This is a genomic window from Phaeobacter sp. QD34_24 (assembly GCF_028890115.1).
Classification (GTDB): domain Bacteria; phylum Pseudomonadota; class Alphaproteobacteria; order Rhodobacterales; family Rhodobacteraceae; genus Phycobacter.
The window spans coordinates 46,878-66,579 of sequence record NZ_JARCJD010000007.1; the positions used below are offsets into that span (position 1 = coordinate 46,878).

The 19,702-nt window shown below is 61.5% G+C and carries 20 protein-coding genes; 14 read left to right on the top strand and 6 right to left on the bottom strand.

Going from position 1 to position 19,702, the window contains the following annotated elements; genetic code table 11:
* Positions 1-21 precede the first annotated feature (21 nt).
* The 3 genes from PXK07_RS07410 (at position 22) to PXK07_RS07420 (ending at position 3,308) form a co-directional block, all read left to right on the top strand.
* On the top strand, positions 22-912 hold the full coding sequence (locus PXK07_RS07410; protein ID WP_274847574.1) for a CPBP family intramembrane glutamic endopeptidase: 891 nt from the start codon (positions 22-24) through the stop codon (positions 910-912).
* Positions 913-972: 60 nt separating this feature from the next.
* Positions 973-1,932, top strand: a complete 960-nt coding sequence (gene accD, locus PXK07_RS07415; RefSeq protein ID WP_274847575.1) for an acetyl-CoA carboxylase, carboxyltransferase subunit beta — start codon at positions 973-975, stop codon at positions 1,930-1,932.
* A 101-nt stretch (positions 1,933-2,033) separates the two neighbouring features.
* Positions 2,034-3,308 (top strand): bifunctional folylpolyglutamate synthase/dihydrofolate synthase, encoded by a 1,275-nt coding sequence (locus PXK07_RS07420; protein WP_274847576.1) that lies wholly within the window; start codon positions 2,034-2,036, stop codon positions 3,306-3,308.
* Positions 3,309-3,401: 93 nt separating this feature from the next.
* Here PXK07_RS07420 and zapE read toward each other — a convergent pair whose 3' ends face one another.
* On the bottom strand, positions 3,402-4,472 hold the full coding sequence (gene zapE, locus PXK07_RS07425; protein WP_274847577.1) for a cell division protein ZapE: 1,071 nt from the start codon (positions 4,470-4,472) through the stop codon (positions 3,402-3,404).
* 297 nt (positions 4,473-4,769) lie between these two features.
* Here zapE and PXK07_RS07430 point away from each other — a divergent pair, with 297 nt between their 5' ends.
* The 4 genes from PXK07_RS07430 to PXK07_RS07445 all read left to right on the top strand — a co-directional run bounded on the left by PXK07_RS07430 (position 4,770) and on the right by PXK07_RS07445 (position 8,193).
* Positions 4,770-5,144 carry a DUF2946 family protein gene (locus PXK07_RS07430; protein WP_274847578.1) on the top strand — a complete coding sequence of 125 codons (375 nt, stop codon included), beginning with the start codon at positions 4,770-4,772 and terminating at the stop codon, positions 5,142-5,144.
* A gap of 78 nt (positions 5,145-5,222) precedes the next feature.
* Positions 5,223-6,341: an ABC transporter substrate-binding protein gene (locus tag PXK07_RS07435; protein ID WP_274847579.1), complete on the top strand. Its 1,119-nt coding sequence runs from the start codon at positions 5,223-5,225 to the stop codon at positions 6,339-6,341.
* Complete coding sequence (locus PXK07_RS07440) at positions 6,341-7,438, top strand: FecCD family ABC transporter permease (protein WP_274847580.1); 1,098 nt, start codon at positions 6,341-6,343, stop codon at positions 7,436-7,438. Before PXK07_RS07435 ends, PXK07_RS07440 begins: the two co-directional genes overlap by 1 nt.
* Complete coding sequence (locus PXK07_RS07445) at positions 7,435-8,193, top strand: ABC transporter ATP-binding protein (RefSeq protein WP_274847581.1); 759 nt, start codon at positions 7,435-7,437, stop codon at positions 8,191-8,193. Before PXK07_RS07440 ends, PXK07_RS07445 begins: the two co-directional genes overlap by 4 nt.
* Positions 8,194-8,259: 66 nt before the next feature.
* On the opposite strand, the gene PXK07_RS07450 is transcribed toward PXK07_RS07445, so the two are convergent.
* Positions 8,260-8,730: a MaoC family dehydratase gene (locus PXK07_RS07450; protein WP_274847582.1), complete on the bottom strand. Its 471-nt coding sequence runs from the start codon at positions 8,728-8,730 to the stop codon at positions 8,260-8,262.
* Positions 8,731-8,759: 29 nt separating this feature from the next.
* Here PXK07_RS07450 and PXK07_RS07455 point away from each other — a divergent pair, with 29 nt between their 5' ends.
* From PXK07_RS07455 to PXK07_RS07485, 7 genes are all read left to right on the top strand, one after another.
* Positions 8,760-8,915 carry a hypothetical protein gene (locus PXK07_RS07455; protein WP_274847583.1) on the top strand — a complete coding sequence of 52 codons (156 nt, stop codon included), beginning with the start codon at positions 8,760-8,762 and terminating at the stop codon, positions 8,913-8,915.
* A 361-nt stretch (positions 8,916-9,276) separates the two neighbouring features.
* The gene (locus PXK07_RS07460) at positions 9,277-10,212 is read left to right on the top strand and encodes an SDR family NAD(P)-dependent oxidoreductase (RefSeq protein WP_274847584.1); all 936 of its coding nucleotides are present in this window, start codon (positions 9,277-9,279) and stop codon (positions 10,210-10,212) included.
* Between the two features lie 695 nt (positions 10,213-10,907).
* Entirely contained in the window at positions 10,908-12,152 is a 1,245-nt protein-coding gene (locus PXK07_RS07465) for a branched-chain amino acid ABC transporter substrate-binding protein (protein WP_274847585.1), read from the top strand.
* Positions 12,153-12,244: 92 nt separating this feature from the next.
* The gene (locus PXK07_RS07470) at positions 12,245-13,201 is read left to right on the top strand and encodes a branched-chain amino acid ABC transporter permease (RefSeq protein WP_274847586.1); all 957 of its coding nucleotides are present in this window, start codon (positions 12,245-12,247) and stop codon (positions 13,199-13,201) included.
* Positions 13,198-14,481, top strand: coding sequence for a branched-chain amino acid ABC transporter permease (locus PXK07_RS07475; protein ID WP_274847587.1), 1,284 nt, complete (start codon positions 13,198-13,200; stop codon positions 14,479-14,481). The genes PXK07_RS07470 and PXK07_RS07475 overlap by 4 nt, the downstream gene beginning before the upstream one ends.
* On the top strand, positions 14,478-15,236 hold the full coding sequence (locus PXK07_RS07480; protein WP_274847588.1) for an ABC transporter ATP-binding protein: 759 nt from the start codon (positions 14,478-14,480) through the stop codon (positions 15,234-15,236). The genes PXK07_RS07475 and PXK07_RS07480 overlap by 4 nt, the downstream gene beginning before the upstream one ends.
* A complete protein-coding gene (locus PXK07_RS07485) occupies positions 15,233-15,937 on the top strand; it encodes an ABC transporter ATP-binding protein (RefSeq protein WP_342455862.1) in 705 nt (234 codons plus the stop codon). Before PXK07_RS07480 ends, PXK07_RS07485 begins: the two co-directional genes overlap by 4 nt.
* A gap of 65 nt (positions 15,938-16,002) precedes the next feature.
* Here the strand turns inward: PXK07_RS07485 and PXK07_RS07490 are convergent, their stop codons facing one another.
* Genes PXK07_RS07490 through PXK07_RS07505 form a run of 4 tightly spaced genes read right to left on the bottom strand, consistent with a single transcriptional unit; the run spans position 16,003 to position 19,693 of the window.
* Positions 16,003-16,785: an SDR family oxidoreductase gene (locus PXK07_RS07490; RefSeq protein ID WP_274847590.1), complete on the bottom strand. Its 783-nt coding sequence runs from the start codon at positions 16,783-16,785 to the stop codon at positions 16,003-16,005.
* Between the two features lie 12 nt (positions 16,786-16,797).
* The gene (locus PXK07_RS07495; RefSeq protein ID WP_274847591.1) at positions 16,798-17,571 is read right to left on the bottom strand and encodes an SDR family NAD(P)-dependent oxidoreductase; all 774 of its coding nucleotides are present in this window, start codon (positions 17,569-17,571) and stop codon (positions 16,798-16,800) included.
* 2 nt (positions 17,572-17,573) lie between these two features.
* Complete coding sequence (locus PXK07_RS07500; protein ID WP_274847709.1) at positions 17,574-18,857, bottom strand: acyl-CoA dehydrogenase family protein; 1,284 nt, start codon at positions 18,855-18,857, stop codon at positions 17,574-17,576.
* A 56-nt stretch (positions 18,858-18,913) separates the two neighbouring features.
* Positions 18,914-19,693, bottom strand: coding sequence for an enoyl-CoA hydratase-related protein (locus PXK07_RS07505; RefSeq protein ID WP_274847592.1), 780 nt, complete (start codon positions 19,691-19,693; stop codon positions 18,914-18,916).
* Positions 19,694-19,702 lie beyond the last annotated feature (9 nt).

Below are 19,702 nucleotides of genomic sequence, written 5' to 3' on the forward strand. Positions count from 1 at the left end.
AGACGGAGGATCGAGGCCCGCATGCAGGGACGACAGGATTACACGGCCCATGAAGCCCTGGTGCGCGCGGCACGGGCAAAGCCCGAGCTGTGGCGGTTGGGGCTTGGCTTGATCCTGATCTATCTGGTGGGGTTTGCCCTGTCTTCCCTCACGCTGCCGCTGCTGGCGAAGCTGTTTCCCGGCGATTGGATCGAGGGGCTGCAGAGTGGCACAACGCCGGGGGCGATGCTGGTGCTTCTGGGGGGCTTTGCCTTCATGACCTTTGGCGTGGCGCTGACCGCGCGCGTGTTGCAGGACCGCTCCTTCTGGTCGGTCATCGGCCATCCGCGCCCCCTGATCTACCAGTTCCTGCGGGTGAGCCTGTGCCTGATCGCGCTGGGCATCACCCTGTCGCTGCTGCCGCCCTATGATATGGGCGCGCCGCTGACGCCCAACCTGTCCTTCGGGCTTTGGCTGTCGCTGCTGCCCTTTTCCCTCTTGGTGGTGCTGATTCAGACCAGCGCCGAGGAGATCGTCTTTCGCGGCTATATCCAGCAGGGACTGGCGGCGCGGTTCAAAAACCCTCTGGTCTGGCTCTTGGCGCCCTCGGCCCTGTTTGCGCTGGGCCACTACCTGCCGAATGAGGCCGGAGAAAACGCCGTGCTGATCGCGCTTTGGGCCGGGGTCTTTGGCCTGTTGATGGCGGATCTGACAGCGCGCTCAGGCACGCTGGGGCCTGCGATCGCGGTGCATTTCTTCAACAATGTCACGGCGCTCTTGCTGTTTGCCTCACCCACCAGCCTTTATGGGCTGTCGCTCTACCTGATGCCCTATGAGATGTCGGATGCACAGGCCCTGCGTCCCTGGCTCGCGGTGGACTTTGCGCTGATGCTGGTCACCTGGCTGGCGGCGCGCCTTGCGATACGCCGCTGATTGCAATTGATCGCGATGGGGCTTATCTGAGGGGCCAAACAGCCCCCACAGAGGCATGATATGAACTGGATCACCAACTACGTCCGCCCGCGGATCAACTCGATCTTCTCGCGCCGTGAAGCCCCGGAGAACCTGTGGACCAAATGCGACGAGTGCGGCACCATGCTGTTTCACCGCGAGTTGAAGGACAATCTGAACGTCTGCACCAACTGCGGCCATCACATGCACATCACGCCGCGCGATCGGTTCAATGCCCTGTTCGACGGCGGCATCTTCACCGAGATCGCGGTGCCGGAACCTTTGGCCGACCCGCTGAAGTTCCGCGACCAGAAGAAATATCCCGACCGCATGAAGGCGGCGCAGAAGAAAACCGGCGAAAAAGAAGCCATGCTGGTTGCTGCCGGTGAAATGGGCCGCACGCCCATCGTTGCCGTCGGGCAGGATTTCTCCTTCATGGGGGGCTCCATGGGGATGTATGTGGGCAATGCGATCATCGCCGCCGCCGAAGAGGCGGTGAAGCTGAAACGCCCGCTGATCCTGTTCTCGGCTGCCGGCGGCGCCCGCATGCAGGAAGGCATCCTGTCGCTGATGCAGATGCCGCGCACCACCGTGGCGGTGCAGATGCTGAAAGAGGCCGGTCTTCCCTATATCGTGGTTCTGACCCATCCCACCACCGGCGGGGTGACCGCTTCTTACGCGATGCTGGGGGATGTGCAGATCTCGGAACCCAATGCGCTGATCTGCTTTGCCGGTCCCCGCGTGATCGAACAGACCATCCGCGAGAAGCTGCCCGACGGTTTCCAGCGCGCCGAATACCTGCTGGATCACGGCATGCTGGACCGGGTGACCCCGCGCACCGAGCTGCGCGAGGAGCTGATCACCATCCTGCGCATGCTGATGGGCCTTCCGCCGCAGGTGGTGGGGGATCTGCCCGCGCCTTCGGAGACGGCGGAGATTGCGCCGCCCAAGGTCGAAAAGAGCGGCAAACCTGCCGCAGATGCAGGGGCGAAAGCCAAGTAAGTCTTGCACAACAAGATGTGCTCGCGCCGACAGCGGCGCTGCGCCCGTCTGCCAGATCCGGCGGGCGGGCTTTTTCAAAAAATCCTGTTCGGGAGCCTCCCATGACCAAAGCGCGTTCCGATGCCATCCTTGACCGCATGATGGCGCTGCATCCCAAGATCATCGATCTGACGCTGGATCGGGTCTGGCGGCTGCTCGCGGCGCTGGACGATCCGCAGGACCGCCTGCCGCCGGTCATTCATATCGCGGGCACCAATGGCAAGGGATCGACCCAGGCGATGATCCGGGCCGGGCTCGAAGGGGCGGGGAAGGCGGTGCATGCCTATACCTCGCCGCATCTGGCGCGGTTTCATGAACGCATCCGCCTGGCCGGGGAGCTGATCTCTGAGGATCATCTGACCGAGGTGCTGGACGAGTGCTATGCCAGGAATGGCGGCGTTAATATCACCTATTTCGAGATCACCACCTGTGCCGCATTGCTGGCCTTTGCCCGCACGCCTGCGGATTTCACGCTGCTGGAGGTCGGGCTTGGCGGGCGGCTGGACGCCACCAACGTGATCGCCAAACCCGCCCTTTCGGTGATCACCCCTGTGTCGATCGACCACGAACAGTTCCTTGGCAATACCCTGGCAAAGATCGCAGGCGAAAAGGCCGGGATCATCAAGCGCGGTGTGCCTGTCGTTGTCGGCCCGCAGGAGGATGAGGCGATGGAGGTGATCGAAGCTGTCGCCGCCCGCCATGGCGCGCCGCTGATCGCCCATGGTCAGCACTGGCACGTCTACGAGGAACGCGGGCGGCTGATCTTCCAGGATGAAACCGGCCTTCTGGACCTGCCGATGCCCGCGCTGATCGGCGCCCATCAGGTGCAGAACGCAGGCGCCGCTCTGGCCGCCCTGCGTCACCTGGGGATGGATGAGGCAGCCTGCGAGGCGGCGATGACACGGGCGCAGTGGCCCGCCCGGATGCAGCGGCTGAAGACCGGTCCGCTGGTGGAGGCTGCTGCGGGCGCCGAACTGTGGCTCGATGGCGGGCACAACGCGGCGGCAGGGGTGGCTCTGGCAGAGGTGCTGAAGGGGCTGCCAAAGCGGCCGACGCATCTCATTTGCGGGATGCTGAACACCAAGGATGTGAGGGGCTATATGGCGCCGCTGGCGCCCCATGTGGAGAGCCTGACGGCCATCTCGATCCCCGGCGAGGCGGCGACGCTGAGCGCCGAAGAGACAGAAGCTGCTGCGAAATCCGTGGGTATCAACGCCAGCCGTGCCGAAGATGCCCTGTCGGCGCTGGAGGCGATCGTTGCCGAAGATGCGAGCGCACGGGTGCTGATCTGCGGTTCGCTCTATCTTGCGGGCAATATCCTGCGCGAGAACGGTTGAACGACACGGGCAGGGCGAGGCGCTCCCGCCCGTCTTCGATCTTGCGGTCTCATCCCGTTGGGCCGAGCGCCGCTGACGCGGCGCGGGCTGTTTTCAGCCGTCCTGGCCCCAGTCCTTGTCCTGCATCTCGCGCAGGCGGCTTGCCGTGCGTTCAAATTCGAATGCGCCGTCACCTTCGACGTAGAGGAATTCCGGTTCCGCCGCCGCGGTGCAGATCAGTCGCACCTGTGCTTCGTACAATGCATCGATCAGGGTGACGAAGCGCTTCGCCTCGTTGAAGTTGCTGCGCGACAGGCGGGGGATGTCCTCAAGCACCAGCACCTTCACCTCTTCGGCGATGGCGAGGTAATCACCCGGCCCCAGCATCTTGCCGCACAAGTCATAGAAGGTGGCCCGTGCCACCCCGTTGCGGAAGCCCGGCAGCACCACCTCGCGACCCTTCACTTCCAGCGTCAGCGGCTGGGCATCGCCGCCCGAAAGATCCTCCCAGATGGCCCGTATCTGGGCGCGGGAGTCGGCATTCACCGGCGAGAAATAGACCGGCGACCCCTTGAGACGGTCCTGCCGGTAATCCACCGGGCTGACCATCTCCCAGACCTGCATCTTCTCCTTGATCAGGTCGATGAAGGGCAGGAACAGCTGGCGGTTGAGACCGTTCTTGTAAAGATCATCCGGCACCCGGTTCGAGGTGGTGACCACGGTGACGCCCGCCTCGAACAGCGCCTCGAACAGGCGACCCACGATCATCGCATCGGTGATGTCGGTGATCTGCATCTCGTCAAAGGCGAGAAGGCGCACCGACTCGGCGACCTCCTTTGCCACCGGCGCCAGGGTATCCTGCACACCGCTTTGACGCGCCTCGTGCATCTTGGCGTGGATCTCCTGCATGAAGGCATGGAAGTGCACCCGCCGCGCGGGGATATCACGAAGGCTATCGACAAAGAGATCCATCAGCATGGATTTACCACGCCCAACCCCGCCCCAGAGGTAGAGCCCCTTGACCTCTTCGCGCGTGGCCTTGCGGAACAGGCCGCGTTTCACCGGCGGCGCCATCAGCCCCTGGGCTATACGGTCAAATTCCGGCAGTACCGCCTGCTGCGCCGGATCCGGGCGGATCTGGCCTGCCTCGCTGCGGGTCTGATAAAGCGCGGTTACCTGGGTCATGGCGTCAGCCATAGCGCGCAGTGCAGAGGATGGGAAGGCGCAGCATTGTTTTCCAATCGCGAGCGACCGGGTTCATGCCGACAAATGGCAGAGCAAAAGGTGGATCGGCGTGATGCGAAGACGCCAGGGGAGCTTTCGGTGGCTTTGTCGTAGCGGGGTGCAACATGGCCCAGGCTGGGCGCGCGCGAGGCCGGTGCCAAAGCAAGCCACCCCACGTCAATTTGCCTCATGGCATGACGTTGACCGATTTTGGCAAACCTGTAATGAACACCCCGAACATAAGACGATGGACCGCGCGTGAAACGCAGACTGCTTCATAAATTGGGTTTGCTCTTTCCGGCGCTTACATGGCTGTTCATCCAGTTTTCCATGACTGGGATGATGATCGGCACCTCTGCTGACGCGATGCAGATTACAATCTGCTCAGCTGACGGTCTTCAGCAAATCAGCGTCAACCCCGAGACCGGTGAGCCGGTCGAACCTGCGGTGGGCGGGGAGGGATGCGAATGGTGCCAGTCCTTTGGCTCGGTCACCGATTGCGCGGATCGCGGCGAGGTGAGCTGGATCGCAATAGCCAGATCCTTTCAGCAAAAGCTGGTTCTGGCCCCACCGCCACACAAGCCGCTGCGTTTCGTGGCGGATTACGACAGCAGGGCACCCCCCTTCGTTTGAGCTTTCACACCTTCAAGGAAAACCCGGACCGCCATTGTGGCGGGGTCCGGAGCGTTTTGTGAACTCAAAGGAAAACCTATGTTCAAAGCACTTGTCCGCGGCGCCGCCGCAGCCGTTCTTGCGGCCTCCCTTGCCATGCCTGCCTGGGCTGGCAACATCACCTTGACCGATACCATGGGCCGCACCGTCGAGGTGCCCGAAGACCCGCAGCGGATTCTTCTGGGCTTCTACTTCGAAGACTTCATGGCCGTTGCTGGCCCTGAGGGCTATGACCGTGTTGTCGCCATTTCCAAGGACACCTGGGAAGGCTGGCGAAACCTGCAATGGCAGACCTATACGGCCGCGATTCCCCGTCTGACGGAACTGGCAGACGTCGGGGAGGTCGATTCCGGCACCTTCTCCCTGGAAGCCGCAGTCGCGGCACAGCCCGATGTCGCGGTTCTGGCCGCATGGCAGTTCAAGGCGCTGGGCGATGTTGCCGACCGTCTGCAAGATGCAGGCGTGCCGATCGTGGTGCTCGATTACAATGCGCAGACCGTCGACATGCATGTGAAATCGACCGAGATTCTGGGGCAGCTCATGGGAGCGGAAGACCGCGCCAAGGCACTGGCTGACGAATATGCGGCTGCGGTGGCCGAGGTCGAGGCCCGCCTGGCCGGGCTGCCCGAGGGCGCGCGTCCCAAGGTCTATGTGGAACTGGCGCGCAAGGGCAAGGACACGGTCGACAACTCCTACTCCGGCACGCAATGGGGCAGCGTGATCGACCAGTTGCAGGCGAAGAATATCGCCAATGGTCAAATCAGCAACTGGGGCAAGCTGAGCCCGGAATATGTCCTGGCGCAGAACCCTCAGGTGATCCTGCTGGCCGGCTCTGGCTGGGCGGGGCGTGACGAGGCCGTGATCATGGGGCCGGGTGTCGATAGCGCCCTGACCCATGCACGCATGCAGGCCTATATGGCGCGTCCGGGTTGGGCGGATCTGGATGCGGTCAAGGGCGGCCGGGTCTTCGGCATCTATCATGGCGGCAACCGCACGCTCTATGACTATGCGTTCCTGCAGTTCCTCGCCAAGGCCATGTATCCCGAGCATTTTGCGGATCTGGATCCGCAAGCGGCCTTGGACAGGTTCTTTGCCACCTACATGCCGGTCGCCTTCAAGGGCACCTACATGACCCAACTGCCGGGCGGAGAGGGATAATGACTGCCTCGCGTGAGGCAGGGTCTCCGCAAAGCCCGGGGGCGGTGCAAACCGCCCCCGATGGCGCCCGGCTGGCTGTGTATTGCAGCGGGGCGCTGCGGCGCCTGGCCCGACTGGCCGCTGCCGCTGCCGTTCTGGCGGCCCTGATGGTGGCCGACATTCTGACCGGGCCTGCAATGCTGGGCCTCGGGGACGTTCTGAGGGGGCTTTTTGTCCCGGCCCATGCCGACAATATGACCCTGATCATCGTCCGGGATATTCGCCTGCCCAGCACGCTGATGGCGACGCTGGTGGGCATGTCTCTTGGGGTGGCGGGGGTGCATATGCAGACCATCCTCGGCAATCCGCTGGCCAGCCCCTATACGCTTGGGTTTTCCGCGGCGGCAGGGTTTGGCGCGGCTCTGGCTATTCTGACAGGATTCAGCCTGCCCTTTCTGCCGTGGCTTACCGTTCCGTTGTCCGCCTTTGTGATGTGCGTTCTTGCCGCCGCCCTTGTCTTTGCCTTTTCAAACATTCGCGGAATGCGCCCCGAGATCATGGTGCTGGCGGGCATTGCCACACTGTTCATGTTCCAATCGGCGCAATCCCTGGTCCAGTACCTGGCTGCGCCCGAAGTGCTTCAGGCCATCGTGTTCTGGCTGTTCGGCTCCCTGCTCAAGGCCAGCTGGAACAATGTGCCGATTGTCGCCGTGGTCTTTGCCCTGACCAGCCTCGCGGTGTTGCCCCACCTCTGGCAGCTGACGGCCCTGCGGCTGGGCGATGCGCGCGCCGCGGCCATCGGAGTGGATGTGCGGCGGCTGCGGGTGAAGATGTTCGCACTGGTGGCTTTGCTGACGGCGGCTGCCGTCGCCTTTGTCGGCACGATCGGATTTGTCGGTCTGGTGGCGCCGCATATCGCCCGCATGCTTGTGGGGGAGGACCAGCGGGTGCTTTTGCCCATGGCGGCGCTGATGGGGGCGATCACCATGGCCGGATCTTCCGTCCTGTCCAAACTGGTTTCGCCCGGCGGCGTGATCCCGATCGGGATCGTCACCGCCCTGATCGGCGTGCCGTTCCTGTTCTTTCTGATCCTGCGCGGGCAAAGGAGGCATTGGTGAGCTTTCAGATCCAGGACCTGAGCGTTTCTTATGGTAAAACAGCGATCATCCGCGCGCTCGATGATCACTGGCCGAAAGGGCAGCTGACCGCCCTGATCGGCTGCAATGGCGCAGGTAAATCAACCCTGCTGCGCGCCCTGGCCGGTCTGTCCCCGATGCAGGGGCGCCTGTTCTTTTCGGGGCGCCCCCTTTCACCCGAGGATCAGCGCCGACAGGTTGCCTACATGCCGCAGGACACAAGCGCTCAGTCCTCTTTGACGGTGCTGGAGGTTGTGCTTCTGGGGCGGCTGGGGAACCTTGGTCTGCGGCTGCCCTCCGGTATGGCCGATGCGGCGATGACGGCGCTGGATACCTTCGGGCTGACCCAGCTGCATGACCGCCAGTTGGATGAGATCAGCGGCGGGCAGCGTCAGCTGGTGTTCCTGACGCAGGCCCTGTTTCGGCGTCCCAAGGTGCTGTTGTTGGACGAACCCACTGCTGCGCTTGACCTGCGCCATCAATTGCTGGTGCTTGAACGGCTGCGCCAGATCGCAAGCCAGAACGGAACCGTCATCGGCCTGGCCATGCACGACCTGAACATGGCTGCGCAATATGCTGATCGCTTCATTGGCCTGAGCGGCGGAGAGAAGATCGCCTCTGGCGCCACGACGGATGTGCTGACCTCGGACAACCTGCGCAGGATGTATGGAATTGAAGCCAGGGTGACCCGGGACACCGCAGACAACGTACAGGTGCTGCCTTTGCGGGCTGTCTAGCAACTGTATTTTTCAGGCGGCCTGAAAAATACAGTTGCTAGGATCAACGGATCCCGAGACCAGGGATCAGTCCTGGAATACGGCCAGGCCCAGCCATTCAGCGACGAGCGCGGGCGTTTCTTCGCCCTCGATTTCGATTGTCAGAATATTGGTCCGCAGGAGTTCCCGCTCGTTTCGGGCTTTGATCTCTTTCAGGACAAATCGCCCACGGACCCGTGATCCGGCTTTGACCGGGTTCAGAAACCGCAGCTTGTTCAGCCCGTAGTTGACGCTCATCACCTGCCCTTCGAGCGTTTCAAAGCAGTCGTAGGCAAAACGGCTGGCAAGCGAGAGGGTCAGAAAACCATGGGCGATGGTGGTGCCGAACGGCGACTCTGCGGCCGCGCGCTCCGGGTCGGTGTGAATCCATTGTTGATCATGCGTCGCATCGGCGAAGCTGTCGATCATGGCTTGATCCACGGTAATCCAGTTGGATACGCCGACTTCACGGCCAATCAGGGCTTCGGCGTTTGCCAGGGCGTTTTGCAGGGCGGTCATTCAAGGGCCTCCTAGTGTCTGAATGCGAAGTGTCTGAATGCGAAACGGTCGGGCCGGTCCAACTGGTCGAGATCGCCAATGATCTGGATGTCGCAAATGCTCGGATCGACGGCTCGAATGTGGACCGGTTGAATGCGGACAGGTTGAATGCGGACTGGGATTTCGCGCTCGGTAAGTTCAGGTGATGGGATTTGATCCTTTTGAAGAGAGACCAGCGGGGATGATGCGCGGCATGGTTTTCATTTGAGACACTCAAGCGTTGGCATGACATGCCTTGGATGCGGTCACGAGGTCAGACAATACGGCTTGTCAGCCGAATAGCGAGATGTAATTTTACATAGCGGAACAAAAACCTGCAGGACAGCGGCAAGGTACTCAGTAGAACTTCGCATTCTTGGGTGGACGATCGCCGACTAAAGACCTGACATTCGAGTGGGTTGGACCGGAAGGATGAGGCGCAGGTGCTTTGCTTTCTGAGGAAATCCCGAAACGCCACGGCATCAATGAGTTGAGCATGCCAAACAATTTCGAAAGAGCGATGAAACCATGACAAGCAAAGACATCAGATTTGACGGCCGCGTGGCCATCGTAACAGGCGCGGGCACGGGGCTGGGCCGCTCCCACGCGCTGGGGCTGGCTGCACGTGGCGCAAAGGTGATGGTGAACGATCTGGGCGTGGGCCGCGACGGGCAGGGCGCCTCCTCCGAGGCGGCCGAGGCCGTGGTCGAGGAGATCCGCGCCGCAGGTGGCGAAGCGCTATCGCACGGCACGGATGTGTCTGATGCGGCGGGCGTCACAGATATGGTGGCCAAGGTCATGGACGCCTGGGGGCGCATCGACATCCTTGTGAACAATGCCGGCATCCTGCGCGACAAGACCTTTGCCAAGATGGAGATGGACGATTTCCGCAAGGTGGTGGATGTGCATCTGATCGGGTCGACCCTTGTCACCCGTGCCTGTTGGCCGATCATGCGCGAGCAGAATTACGGGCGGGTGGTTCTGACATCCTCGGCATCGGGGATCTTTGGCAACTTTGGTCAGTCAAACTACGGCGCGGCCAAGGCGGCGATGGTCGGGCTGATGAACGTGTTGCACCTGGAAGGCGCCCGCAACAACATCCGTGTGAACACCCTGGCTCCGACGGCCGCGACGCGCATGACCGCAGAGTTGATGCCCGCAGATGCGCAGGCCCTGCTGGCGCCTGAAACCATCACGCCCGGTCTGCTCTACCTGGTCAGCGAAGACGCCCCGAGCAAGATGATCCTGGGGGCCGGTGCTGGGAGCTACGCGCAGATCCGGGTCTACGAGACGCCGGGGATTACTCTGCAGGACGCCGAGAATACGCCGGAAGCGGTGGCGGCGCAGCTTGGCCAGATCAGCGACCCGGCAGGGCAGGAAGAATTGGGTGATGCATTCAGCCAGACCAAGAAATACGTCTCCAATGCTGCGCAGGCCCGGGGGCTGAAGCTGGATTGGTCCTGACCCCGACGGGAGATGGCCCGGGCGCGACGCTCTTGTCGCCGCCCGTGCCCATGGACACTGGCGGGCGCAGGCAACTGGGCTTTTGGGCTCCGCTATTTTGCCTCCTGTGGCATGAATGAGTCCTGAGCCTAGGCGTGACGGGTCTTGAGAAAAGAGAAACAGCCCCCAGAATTTCCGTGCGGCGTGCTGGTCGCTGCGGTCAAGAGATTAAGTATTCGTACATTTGAATGGCAGCAGTGCCGTCAGGCAGAATCGCGGAAATCGGTTCTGCACAGTGGAATTCGATTTTCACCCTAAAAGCGCTTCAGAGCGCGCTTGCGGCCTTCATACAGGCCGACCGACGATCGCCATCATGAAACCCACACGGGGTGGAGCATTTTGGGGAGGGTGTGAAAGCCGAGGTGAAACATGCCGTATAAAACCTGGATATCTTATAAAAATGATTTAAAAGCAATTGATTAGATCTATTTTGGCGCGTTGCTGTTCTCGCCTTTATATGGCTGAGCACAGGAAGGCTGCACGCGGGCCAGTGCGCAAAATGACGTTACGACATTTGGGGCCTGAGCGGCTGCGCCAGACAAGACTGGAGCGGCAAACGCTTGACTTTAATCGGGGCTATGCAACGCTGAGCGGGCAGAGTTCGAACAATAAGGCACAAGTTCAACTTTTTCGAACTCTCATTGGGAGGAAGAAAAATGAAAACAATTATGAAACTCGGCGCCACGGCAGCCTTGTCGCTAGCGCTTGGCACAACGGCTGCGCTTGCTGAAAACGTGAAGATCGCCTTTATCGATCCGCTGTCGGGCCCCTTTGCCTCGACAGGGATTAACGGGCTGCATCAGTATGAATTCGCGGCTGAAGCACTGGTCAATGCCAATGGCGGGGTTCTGGGAGGACAGAACTTCGAGATCGTGGCATTTGACAACAAGATCAGCCCGAAAGAATCCCTGATCCAGTTGCAGGTCGCGATCGACCAGGGGATCCGCTTCATTGCACAGGGCAACAGTTCCGGTGTGGCAAACGCGCTGACCGAAGCGATCAACAAGCACAACCGTCGCAACCCCGACGACCGGGTTCTGTTCCTGAACTATTCCGCGGTCGACCCGGCACTGACAAACGACAAGTGCAACTTCTGGCACTTCCGTTTCGACGCCAATGCCGACATCAAGATGGACGCTCTGACCGACGTGATCGCGGCCAGCCAGGACATCAACAAGGTCTACATCATCGGCCAGGACTACAGCTTCGGCAAAGCGGTTGCCGCCGCCGCGGTGCGTTTCCTCACCGAGAAGCGCCCCGACATCGAGATCGTCGGCAACGAATTGCACCCGATCGGCAAGGTGAAGGACTTCACCCCCTATGCCCGCAAGATCGTCGCCTCCGAAGCGGATGCGGTCATCACCGGCAACTGGGGCTCTGACATGCTGAACCTCGGCAAGTCGGTCATCGAGAACGGCTTCGAAGGCCCGATCTTCACCTACTACGCTGCTGCTGACGGCATCACCGCCGCCTTTGGCGAAACCGGCAAGGGCTCGCTGCGCCTGGTCTCCGAAGGCCCGCTGAACCCGATCGCGTCCGATCGTGCGGCGGCCTATGTCGATGCCTTCAAGGCCAAGTACCCTGATGGCAACGTCAGCCAGGCCCGTATCACCAACGTGATCGAGATGCTGGCAAAAGCCATCAACGAGGCAGGCAGCGCCACCGACGTGGTTGCCATCGGCACCGCGCTGGAAGGCATGGAGCACGAAAGCCTCTGGGGCGGCACCATCAAGATGCGTCCCCAGGATCACCAGGCGATCCAGGACGTGCATATCTTCGCGCATACGGACGAGAACGTGAAGTTCGACTACGACAACTCGGGCTACGGCATGGTTGTCGAGAACACCGTCGCCATGGCGTCGGCCGACTCGCCAACCAGCTGCAAGATGGAACGGCCGTAAGGCCCCTGTTCCCACCCTCCGCGCCTGAAACCCGGCGCGGAGGGATTTTCTTGCCAAAAAAATACAATACCTGACTGCGGGGAGATTGAGGCATGGACCTCATATTGGTGAATCTTATCGACGGGTTGGTGACGGGGCTATTGCTGTTCATGCTCTCGGCCGGCCTGACGCTGATCTTTTCGATGATGGGCGTGCTGAACTTTGCCCATGCCAGCTTTTACATGCTGGGCGCATATTTCGCTTACCAGATAAGCACTTACGTCGGTTTCTGGATGGGGCTGCTGATTGCTCCGCCGATTGTCGGATTGGTGGGGGCAGCGGTGGAACGCTACGGCTTGCGCCGGGTGCACCAATACGGCCACGTTCCGGAGTTGATCTTCACCTTCGGCCTGGCGCTGCTCATCGAGGAACTGGTCAAATTCATCTGGGGCAATGACCAGATTCCGTATCAGATTCCGGAGATCCTGGAAGGCGCGGCCTTCTCGATCTCGAGCTATGACATCCCGGCCTACAAGGTCTTCATGATCTTCCTGTCGCTGGCGATTTTCCTGGGTCTTCTCTACGTGCTGACCCGGACGCGCGTCGGCATGATCATCCAGGCCGCGCTGAGCTATCCGCGCACGGTCGAGGCGCTCGGCCACAACGTGCCGCTGGTTTTCATGGGTGTTTTCGGCGTCGGCACGGCGCTGGCAGGCGTGGCCGGTGTGATCGCCGGTCCGGTGCTGTCAACCTTCCCCGGCATGGCCGTGGTGCTTGGTTCAATCGTCTTCGTGACCATCGTGATCGGTGGCCTGGGCAGCCTGGGCGGTGCCTTGGTCGCGGCCTTGATCATCGGCTGGCTGACCACCTTCGCCAAGGCCTACAACGTCCGGATGGAGGACATCCTGACCGGGCTTGGCTTTAACAAGCCCGATCCGATCTGGGACAGCGCCTGGCGCGATCTCTGGACCCTCACCTCGCCGCAGATTGCCGACATCCTGCCGTACCTTCTGATGGTGCTGATCCTGGTGTTCCGGCCCTACGGCCTGTTCGGAAAGCGTGACGTATGACCGATACTGCACAGACTTCTCAGGCGCGCGCCCAGGGCGGCGTGACCCTCTCTGCGGCGCTGCCGTGGATCATCGCGGGGCTGTTCCTTCTGGTGATGCCCTTCATCTTTCAATCCAACAGCGCCATCACCATCATGAACCAGATGGCGATCACCATCATCTTCGCGCTCAGCTACAACATGTTGCTGGGACAGGGCGGGATGCTGTCCTTTGGCCATGCCGTTTACATGGGCGTGGGCGGTTTCCTCTGTGTTCACATCATGAACTGGGAGATCTTCGGTTCGCTGCCCCTGCCGATCCTGCCGATTTTCGGAGGCATTTTCGGGCTGATCCTGGCGCTGATCGTCGGCTCCTTCTCGACCCGCAAGGCGGGCACGGTCTTTGCCATGATCTCGCTCGGTGTCGGTGAGTTGATCGCCGCCTGTTCCGTCATCATCGTCGTCTTCTTCGGCGGTGAGGAGGGCATTTCAGGCGACCGGACCTATGGTCTGCCCTTCTTCGGCATCGAGTTCCTCACTCAGATCGAGGTCTACTACCTGATCGCCTTCTGGCTGCTGGTGTCGGCGCTGTTGATGTACCTGTTTTCGCGCACCCCGATCGGTCGCATGGCCAACGCGGTGCGGGACAACCCCGAACGGGCCGAATTCCTCGGCTACTCGGCGCGCTGGGTGCGGTTCTACTCCTTCATCGCCGCGGGCTTTTTCGCAGGCATTGCCGGTGGATTGTTTGCCATCAACTACGAGATCCTGACCGAGGAAAACCTGAACCTGCATACCTCGGGCTCGATCCTCTTGGTGACGTTCCTGGGGGGGGTGGGCTTCTTCTTCGGGCCGATCATCGGCGCGATCGTCTTTACCTTGCTGCAGACCGTTCTCAGCCTCGAAACCGAGCTTTGGGCCCTTTATGTCGGCGCCCTGTTCGTGGCCACGGTGATGTTTTTCCCCGGCGGCCTGTCCGGGGTGCTGATGATGCATGGGACGCCGATCAAGCTGGGCAAATGGCGCATGCTCGTGAAACCCTACATCAAGGTCCTGGTCCCCGCGGTGCTGTGCATCCTCGGTCTGGCCGGGTTCATCGAGCTGATGTTCCATGCCCGCCACGCAGCCATCGGTGAAAGCGAGATGACCCTGTTCTGGACCACCTTTGACCATAGTAACCCGATGCCCTGGATTGTTTTTGCCGTCCTGGCCCTGGGGGGCTTCTGGCTTGCCCGCAAGGGAAGCCCGGAACTGACCGGGGCCTGGCATGAGGCAAACACCCCCGATGAGGTGAGCGAATGACCACTGCCCTTGAAATTACCAACCTTCGCAAGAGCTTCGGTCAGACCGAGATCATTCGTGGCGTCAATCTTGAAATCAAGGATGACGAACGCCACGCGGTGATCGGCCCCAACGGGGCCGGCAAGTCCACGCTGTTCAACCTGATCACCGGACGGTTTCCGCAGACCGCAGGCGTCATCCAGCTGCATGGCAAGGATCTGTCGGGCAAAGCCCCTTATGAGATCAACCGCATGGGGCTCAGCCGGTCGTTCCAGATCACCAACATCTTTCCCAAGATGACGGTGTTCGAGAACGTGCGCTGTTCGCTTCTGTGGTCGCTGGGCTACAAGTACTCGTTCTGGAACATGGTTTCCAAGTCGCGGGCCCTGAACGAGGGAGCCGAGGCGATCCTTGAACAGATCAACCTGACGGCGCGGCGTGATCTGCCCGCGGGGCTCTTGTCCTATGCAGAGCAGCGTGCGCTGGAAATCGGGATCACCATTGCCGGTGGCGCCGACGTGATCCTGCTGGACGAACCCACCGCCGGCATGAGCCACTCGGAAACCGACTATATCGTTGAGCTGATCCGGAAGGTGACCGTGGGCAAGACCCTGGTCATGGTGGAGCATGACATGGGCGTGGTCTTCGGGCTTGCCGATAAGATCTCGGTGCTCGTCTACGGTGAAATCATCGCAACCGGCGCCCCGGAAGAGGTGCGCGCCAACCCACGCGTGCAGGAGGCCTACCTGGGCGAGGCAATGGAGGCAGGGCACTGATGCTGGAAGTCAATGACATGCACGCCTATTACGGCAAGTCACATATCCTTCAGGGCGTGAACATGAACATCCGGGAGGGCGAGATCGTCGCCCTTCTGGGCCGCAATGGCGTGGGGCGCTCGACCACCTGCAAGGCCATCATGGGGGAAGTGGAGCCTTCGGGTTCCGTCAAGTTCAAGGGCCAGGAAATCGCCGGTCGGAAGGCCTATGAGGTTGCCAACCTCGGCATCGGATACGTCCCCGAGAACCGGGACATCTTTCCCGGTCTGACCACCCGGCAGAACCTGACCCTGGGGCTGAAGCCGGGCCAGAAGGATGGGCAGGGGCGTTGGTCGATGCAGAACATGTTCGACATGTTCGAGAACCTGGCGAACCGCGCCGATGTCGAGGCTTCGGTGCTTTCGGGTGGAGAACAGCAGATGCTGACCATGTGCCGCACGCTGATGGGCGATCCGGATCTGGTGATGATCGACGAACCGACCGAAGGTCTGTCGCCGCAGATGGTGCAGCGGGTGGCAAGCCTGCTGCAGGAAATCGCCAAGCGTGGCATTGCCACCCTTTTGGTCGAGCAGAAGCTCTCCATCGCGCTTGATATCGCGCATCGGGTCTATGTCATGGGACATGGCCAGATGGTGTTCGAGGGCACGCCGGAAGAACTGCGGCAGCGCGACGATGTGCGCAAGGAGTGGCTGGAAGTGTGATCCTTGCTGCGGCAGCGCCGACGATAGGCTGGCGCTGCCGCAAAGATCATCCAAATCGCAAGTGGTTATGACCCGCGCTTGAAAGACCCGCCGAACATGCGGTTCAGCTTGCGCATGCCGCCGATCCAGCGGTCGTAATTCTCGGTCTTCTTGCGCATGTAGCCGAGCACCTCTGGGTGGGGCAGGACCAGAAAGCTCTCTTCGCGGATCGTCTGCACGCAGGCTTCGGCAACCGGTTCCGGTTCAAGCATGCCGTCCATCGCGGCAACGCCCTCTTCATGGCCGCGCGTCATCTCGCTGCGCACGGCCTGCGGGCACAGCACCGAGACCTTGATCCCCTGGTCGCCATAGGTCAGGGCCAGCCATTCGGCCAGGCCGACGGCGGCGTGTTTGGTGACGCCGTAGGGCGCGGATCCGACCTGGTTGAGCAGCCCCGCAGCCGAGGCGGTGTTCAGCAGATAGCCACCGCCGCGCGCGCTCATGCGCGACACAAGGTGCCGTGCGGCCCAGACATGGGCCATGACATTGATGTCCCAGATGCGCTGCCAGTCCGCATCGGGAACCTCGACGCCGCCAGCCATCAGGATACCGGCGTTCGAGCAGAACAGGTCGATCGGTCCGATCTCGGTTTCCACCCGCTCGATCAGATCGGCGATTTCAGCCTCGACAGCGACGTTGACCGCATGGGCGACGCCATTGACCTGATCCGCGGTCGCCTGGGCGCCTTCGAGGTTGATGTCTGCGCAAACGATCTTTTTCGCGCCTTCCTCGGCAAAGCGCAGCGCCATGGCCCGCCCGATGCCGCTGGCGGCACCGGTTACCACGATGATCTTGTCCTTGAGTTCCATGTGCTCAGCCCCTCATGTCCACATGTTCGAACCGCCGCAGACGGTCAGGGCCTGCCCGGTCATGTATTTGCTGGCGTCCGATGCCAGATAGACCGCGACACCCGCGAAATCCTCCGGCTCCCCCAGGCGGCGCAGGGGAATGTCCTTGCGGATGCGTTCCTCGACCTCGGGATTGTCCCACAGTTCGCGGGCGAAATCGGTGCGGACCAGCCCGGGGCAGATGGCATTGAATCGCAGCCCCTTGGGGCCGAATTCCGCCGCCAGATTGCGCACCAGCCCGATCAGGGCGAGCTTGGACATGCCGTAGGTACCCAGCATCACCGAGGGCTTGAAGGCGCCGATGGAGGAGGTGAACATCATCGAGCCGCTGCCCTTGGCAACCATGTCGGGGGCGACCAGCTGGGCCAGCCAGAGGTTGGATTGCACATTGGCCTGCATGGTTTTCTCATAGGCGTCGTCGGGAATTTCCGAGGTCACCCCGTAATAGGGGTTCACCCCGGCATTGCCGACAACGACGTCGATCGCACCCAGCTTCTCGCGCGTCTGCGTCACCAGGGCTTCGAGCTGCTCCTTGTAGCCGATATTGCAGGCGATCCCGATGGCGCGCTCGGCGCCAACGGTTTCATTGATTTGTGCGGCGGCAGCATCCAGCTGATCCTGCTTGCGCGCGGAGATGACGACCTTGGCGCCATGTTCGGCAAGGCCGGTGGCCATCGCCAGCCCCATCCCCTTGGAGGCCCCGGTCAGCACCGCGACCTTGCCGGTCAGATCAAACAGCTTGCTCATGATCACGGACCCGAGAAGACCTTGCCATGCATCTCGGGCGATGCATTGGCCTGGCGTTCGTTGGAGTTGAGATAGGACTGGACCTCGGCGCGGGCGACCACGTGATGGTGTACCTCATCGGGACCATCGGCAAACCGCAGGGTGCGCTGACCGGTGTACATGCCCGACAGCGGCGACCATTGCGACAGCCCCGTCGCGCCATGCACCTGCATCGCCTTGTCGATGATCTCGCAGGCCTTTTCGGGCACCATGGCCTTGATCATGCTGACCCAGATGCGGGCTTCCTTGTTGCCAAGCGTATCCATCGCCTTGGCCGCCTTCAGCACCATCAGGCGCATTGCCTCGATGTCGATTCGCATCCGGCTGACGGTTTCCATGTTCTTGCCCAGATCGACGATGCGCTTGCCAAAGGCCTCGCGGTTGATGGCGCGCTCCAGCAGCAGATCAAGGGCTTTTTCCGCCTGCCCGATAGAGCGCATGCAGTGGTGAATCCGCCCCGGCCCAAGCCGCAGCTGCGAGATTTCAAAGCCCTTGCCCTCGGCCCACAGGATGTTTTCCTCCGGCACGCGGACATTGTTGAAGCGGATATGCATATGCCCGTGCGGCGCGTCGTCATGGCCAAAGACATGCATCGGGCCAAGGATCTCGACGCCGGGGGCATCCATCGGCACCAGGATCTGGCTCTGCTGGCGGAATGTTTCGGCATCGGGCGAGGTCTTGACCATCACGATCATGATCTTGCAGCGGGGATCGCCGGCACCGGAAATGTAGTATTTCTCGCCATTGATGACCCATTCACCGTTTTCCAGAACGGCGCTGGTCGAGATGTTCTTGGCATCCGAGGAGGCGACATTCGGTTCGGTCATGGCAAAGGCCGAGCGGATCTCCCCGGCGAGCAGTGGCTTCAGCCAGCGGTCCTTCTGTTCGCGCGTGCCGATCCGTTCCAGCACCTCCATGTTGCCGGTGTCCGGCGCCGAACAGTTCAGGCTTTCGGGGGCCAGCGGGCTCTTGCCCAGTTCGGCAGCAATATAGGCGTAGTCCAGGTTGGCCAGGCCCTCGCCGGTTTCCGCGTTGGGCAGGAAGAAGTTCCAGAGCCCGGCCTCGCGGGCTTTCTGCTTTGCCCCTTCCAGCAGTTCAAGCTGGCCCGGTGCATAGGACCAGCGATCCTTGCGTCCCTCGCCCAGGGCAAAGAACTCTGCCGTGATCGGATCCACGTTTTCGCGGATATGCTTGACCACCGCCTCGTAGAGCGGCTTGGCCTTGTCGGACATTTCCAGGTTGTTCATGTCCAGTTTTGCAGTGTTATCAGTCATAAATCGGCCTCCCGGACCAGTGTATCAAATCAGCGGTTCACCCAGTTGGGCTTGCGTTTTTCCACGAAGGCCTGCACGCCTTCCTTGAAATCTTCGGTCTTTGCCAGATCGGCCTGTACCACGCGGGAATAGTTCAGGCTTTCCGGCAGGCCTTCGGCCACAGCCATGCTGTTCAGGATCCGCTTGGTGGCCTTCACCGATGAGGGCGAGACAGAGCAGATCTGGTCTGCCAGTTCGAAGGCCCGATCCATGAGGCGGTCATGGGGCAGCACCTCGTTCACGCATCCAAGCGCCAGGGCTTCGTCGGCCAGGATGGTGCGACCGGTGATCATCATTTCCTGCGCGGCCAGTCGCCCGATATAGCGCGACAGGCGCTGCACGCCGGAGGCAGAGGCGAAAAAGCCGACCTTCACCTCGGGCAGGGCAAACTTGGCGTTCTCGGAAGCCAGGATGATGTCGCAGGACAGGGCGGTTTCAAAACCGCCGCCCATGGCAAAGCCGTTGACCGCCGCGATGATCGGTTTTTCCAGATCAAACCGCGAGGACAGCCCGGCAAAGCCGGAGGCAGGCAGCCCCTTTTTGTTGCCCCCCGAAGCGGTGGCCTTGAGGTCGTTGCCCGCAGTGAAAGCCTTGTCGCCCGCCCCGGTAAGCACCGCAACCCAGAGGTCGTCATCCGCGGCGAAGGCGTCCCAGCAATCGCTCATCTCCTGATGCATCTCGGCATTCACGGCGTTGTAGACTTCCGGCCGGTTCATCGTGACCAGCAGGATGTTTCCGCGCCTTTCGGTCGTGATAAATTCATAGCTCATGGTTTCGTT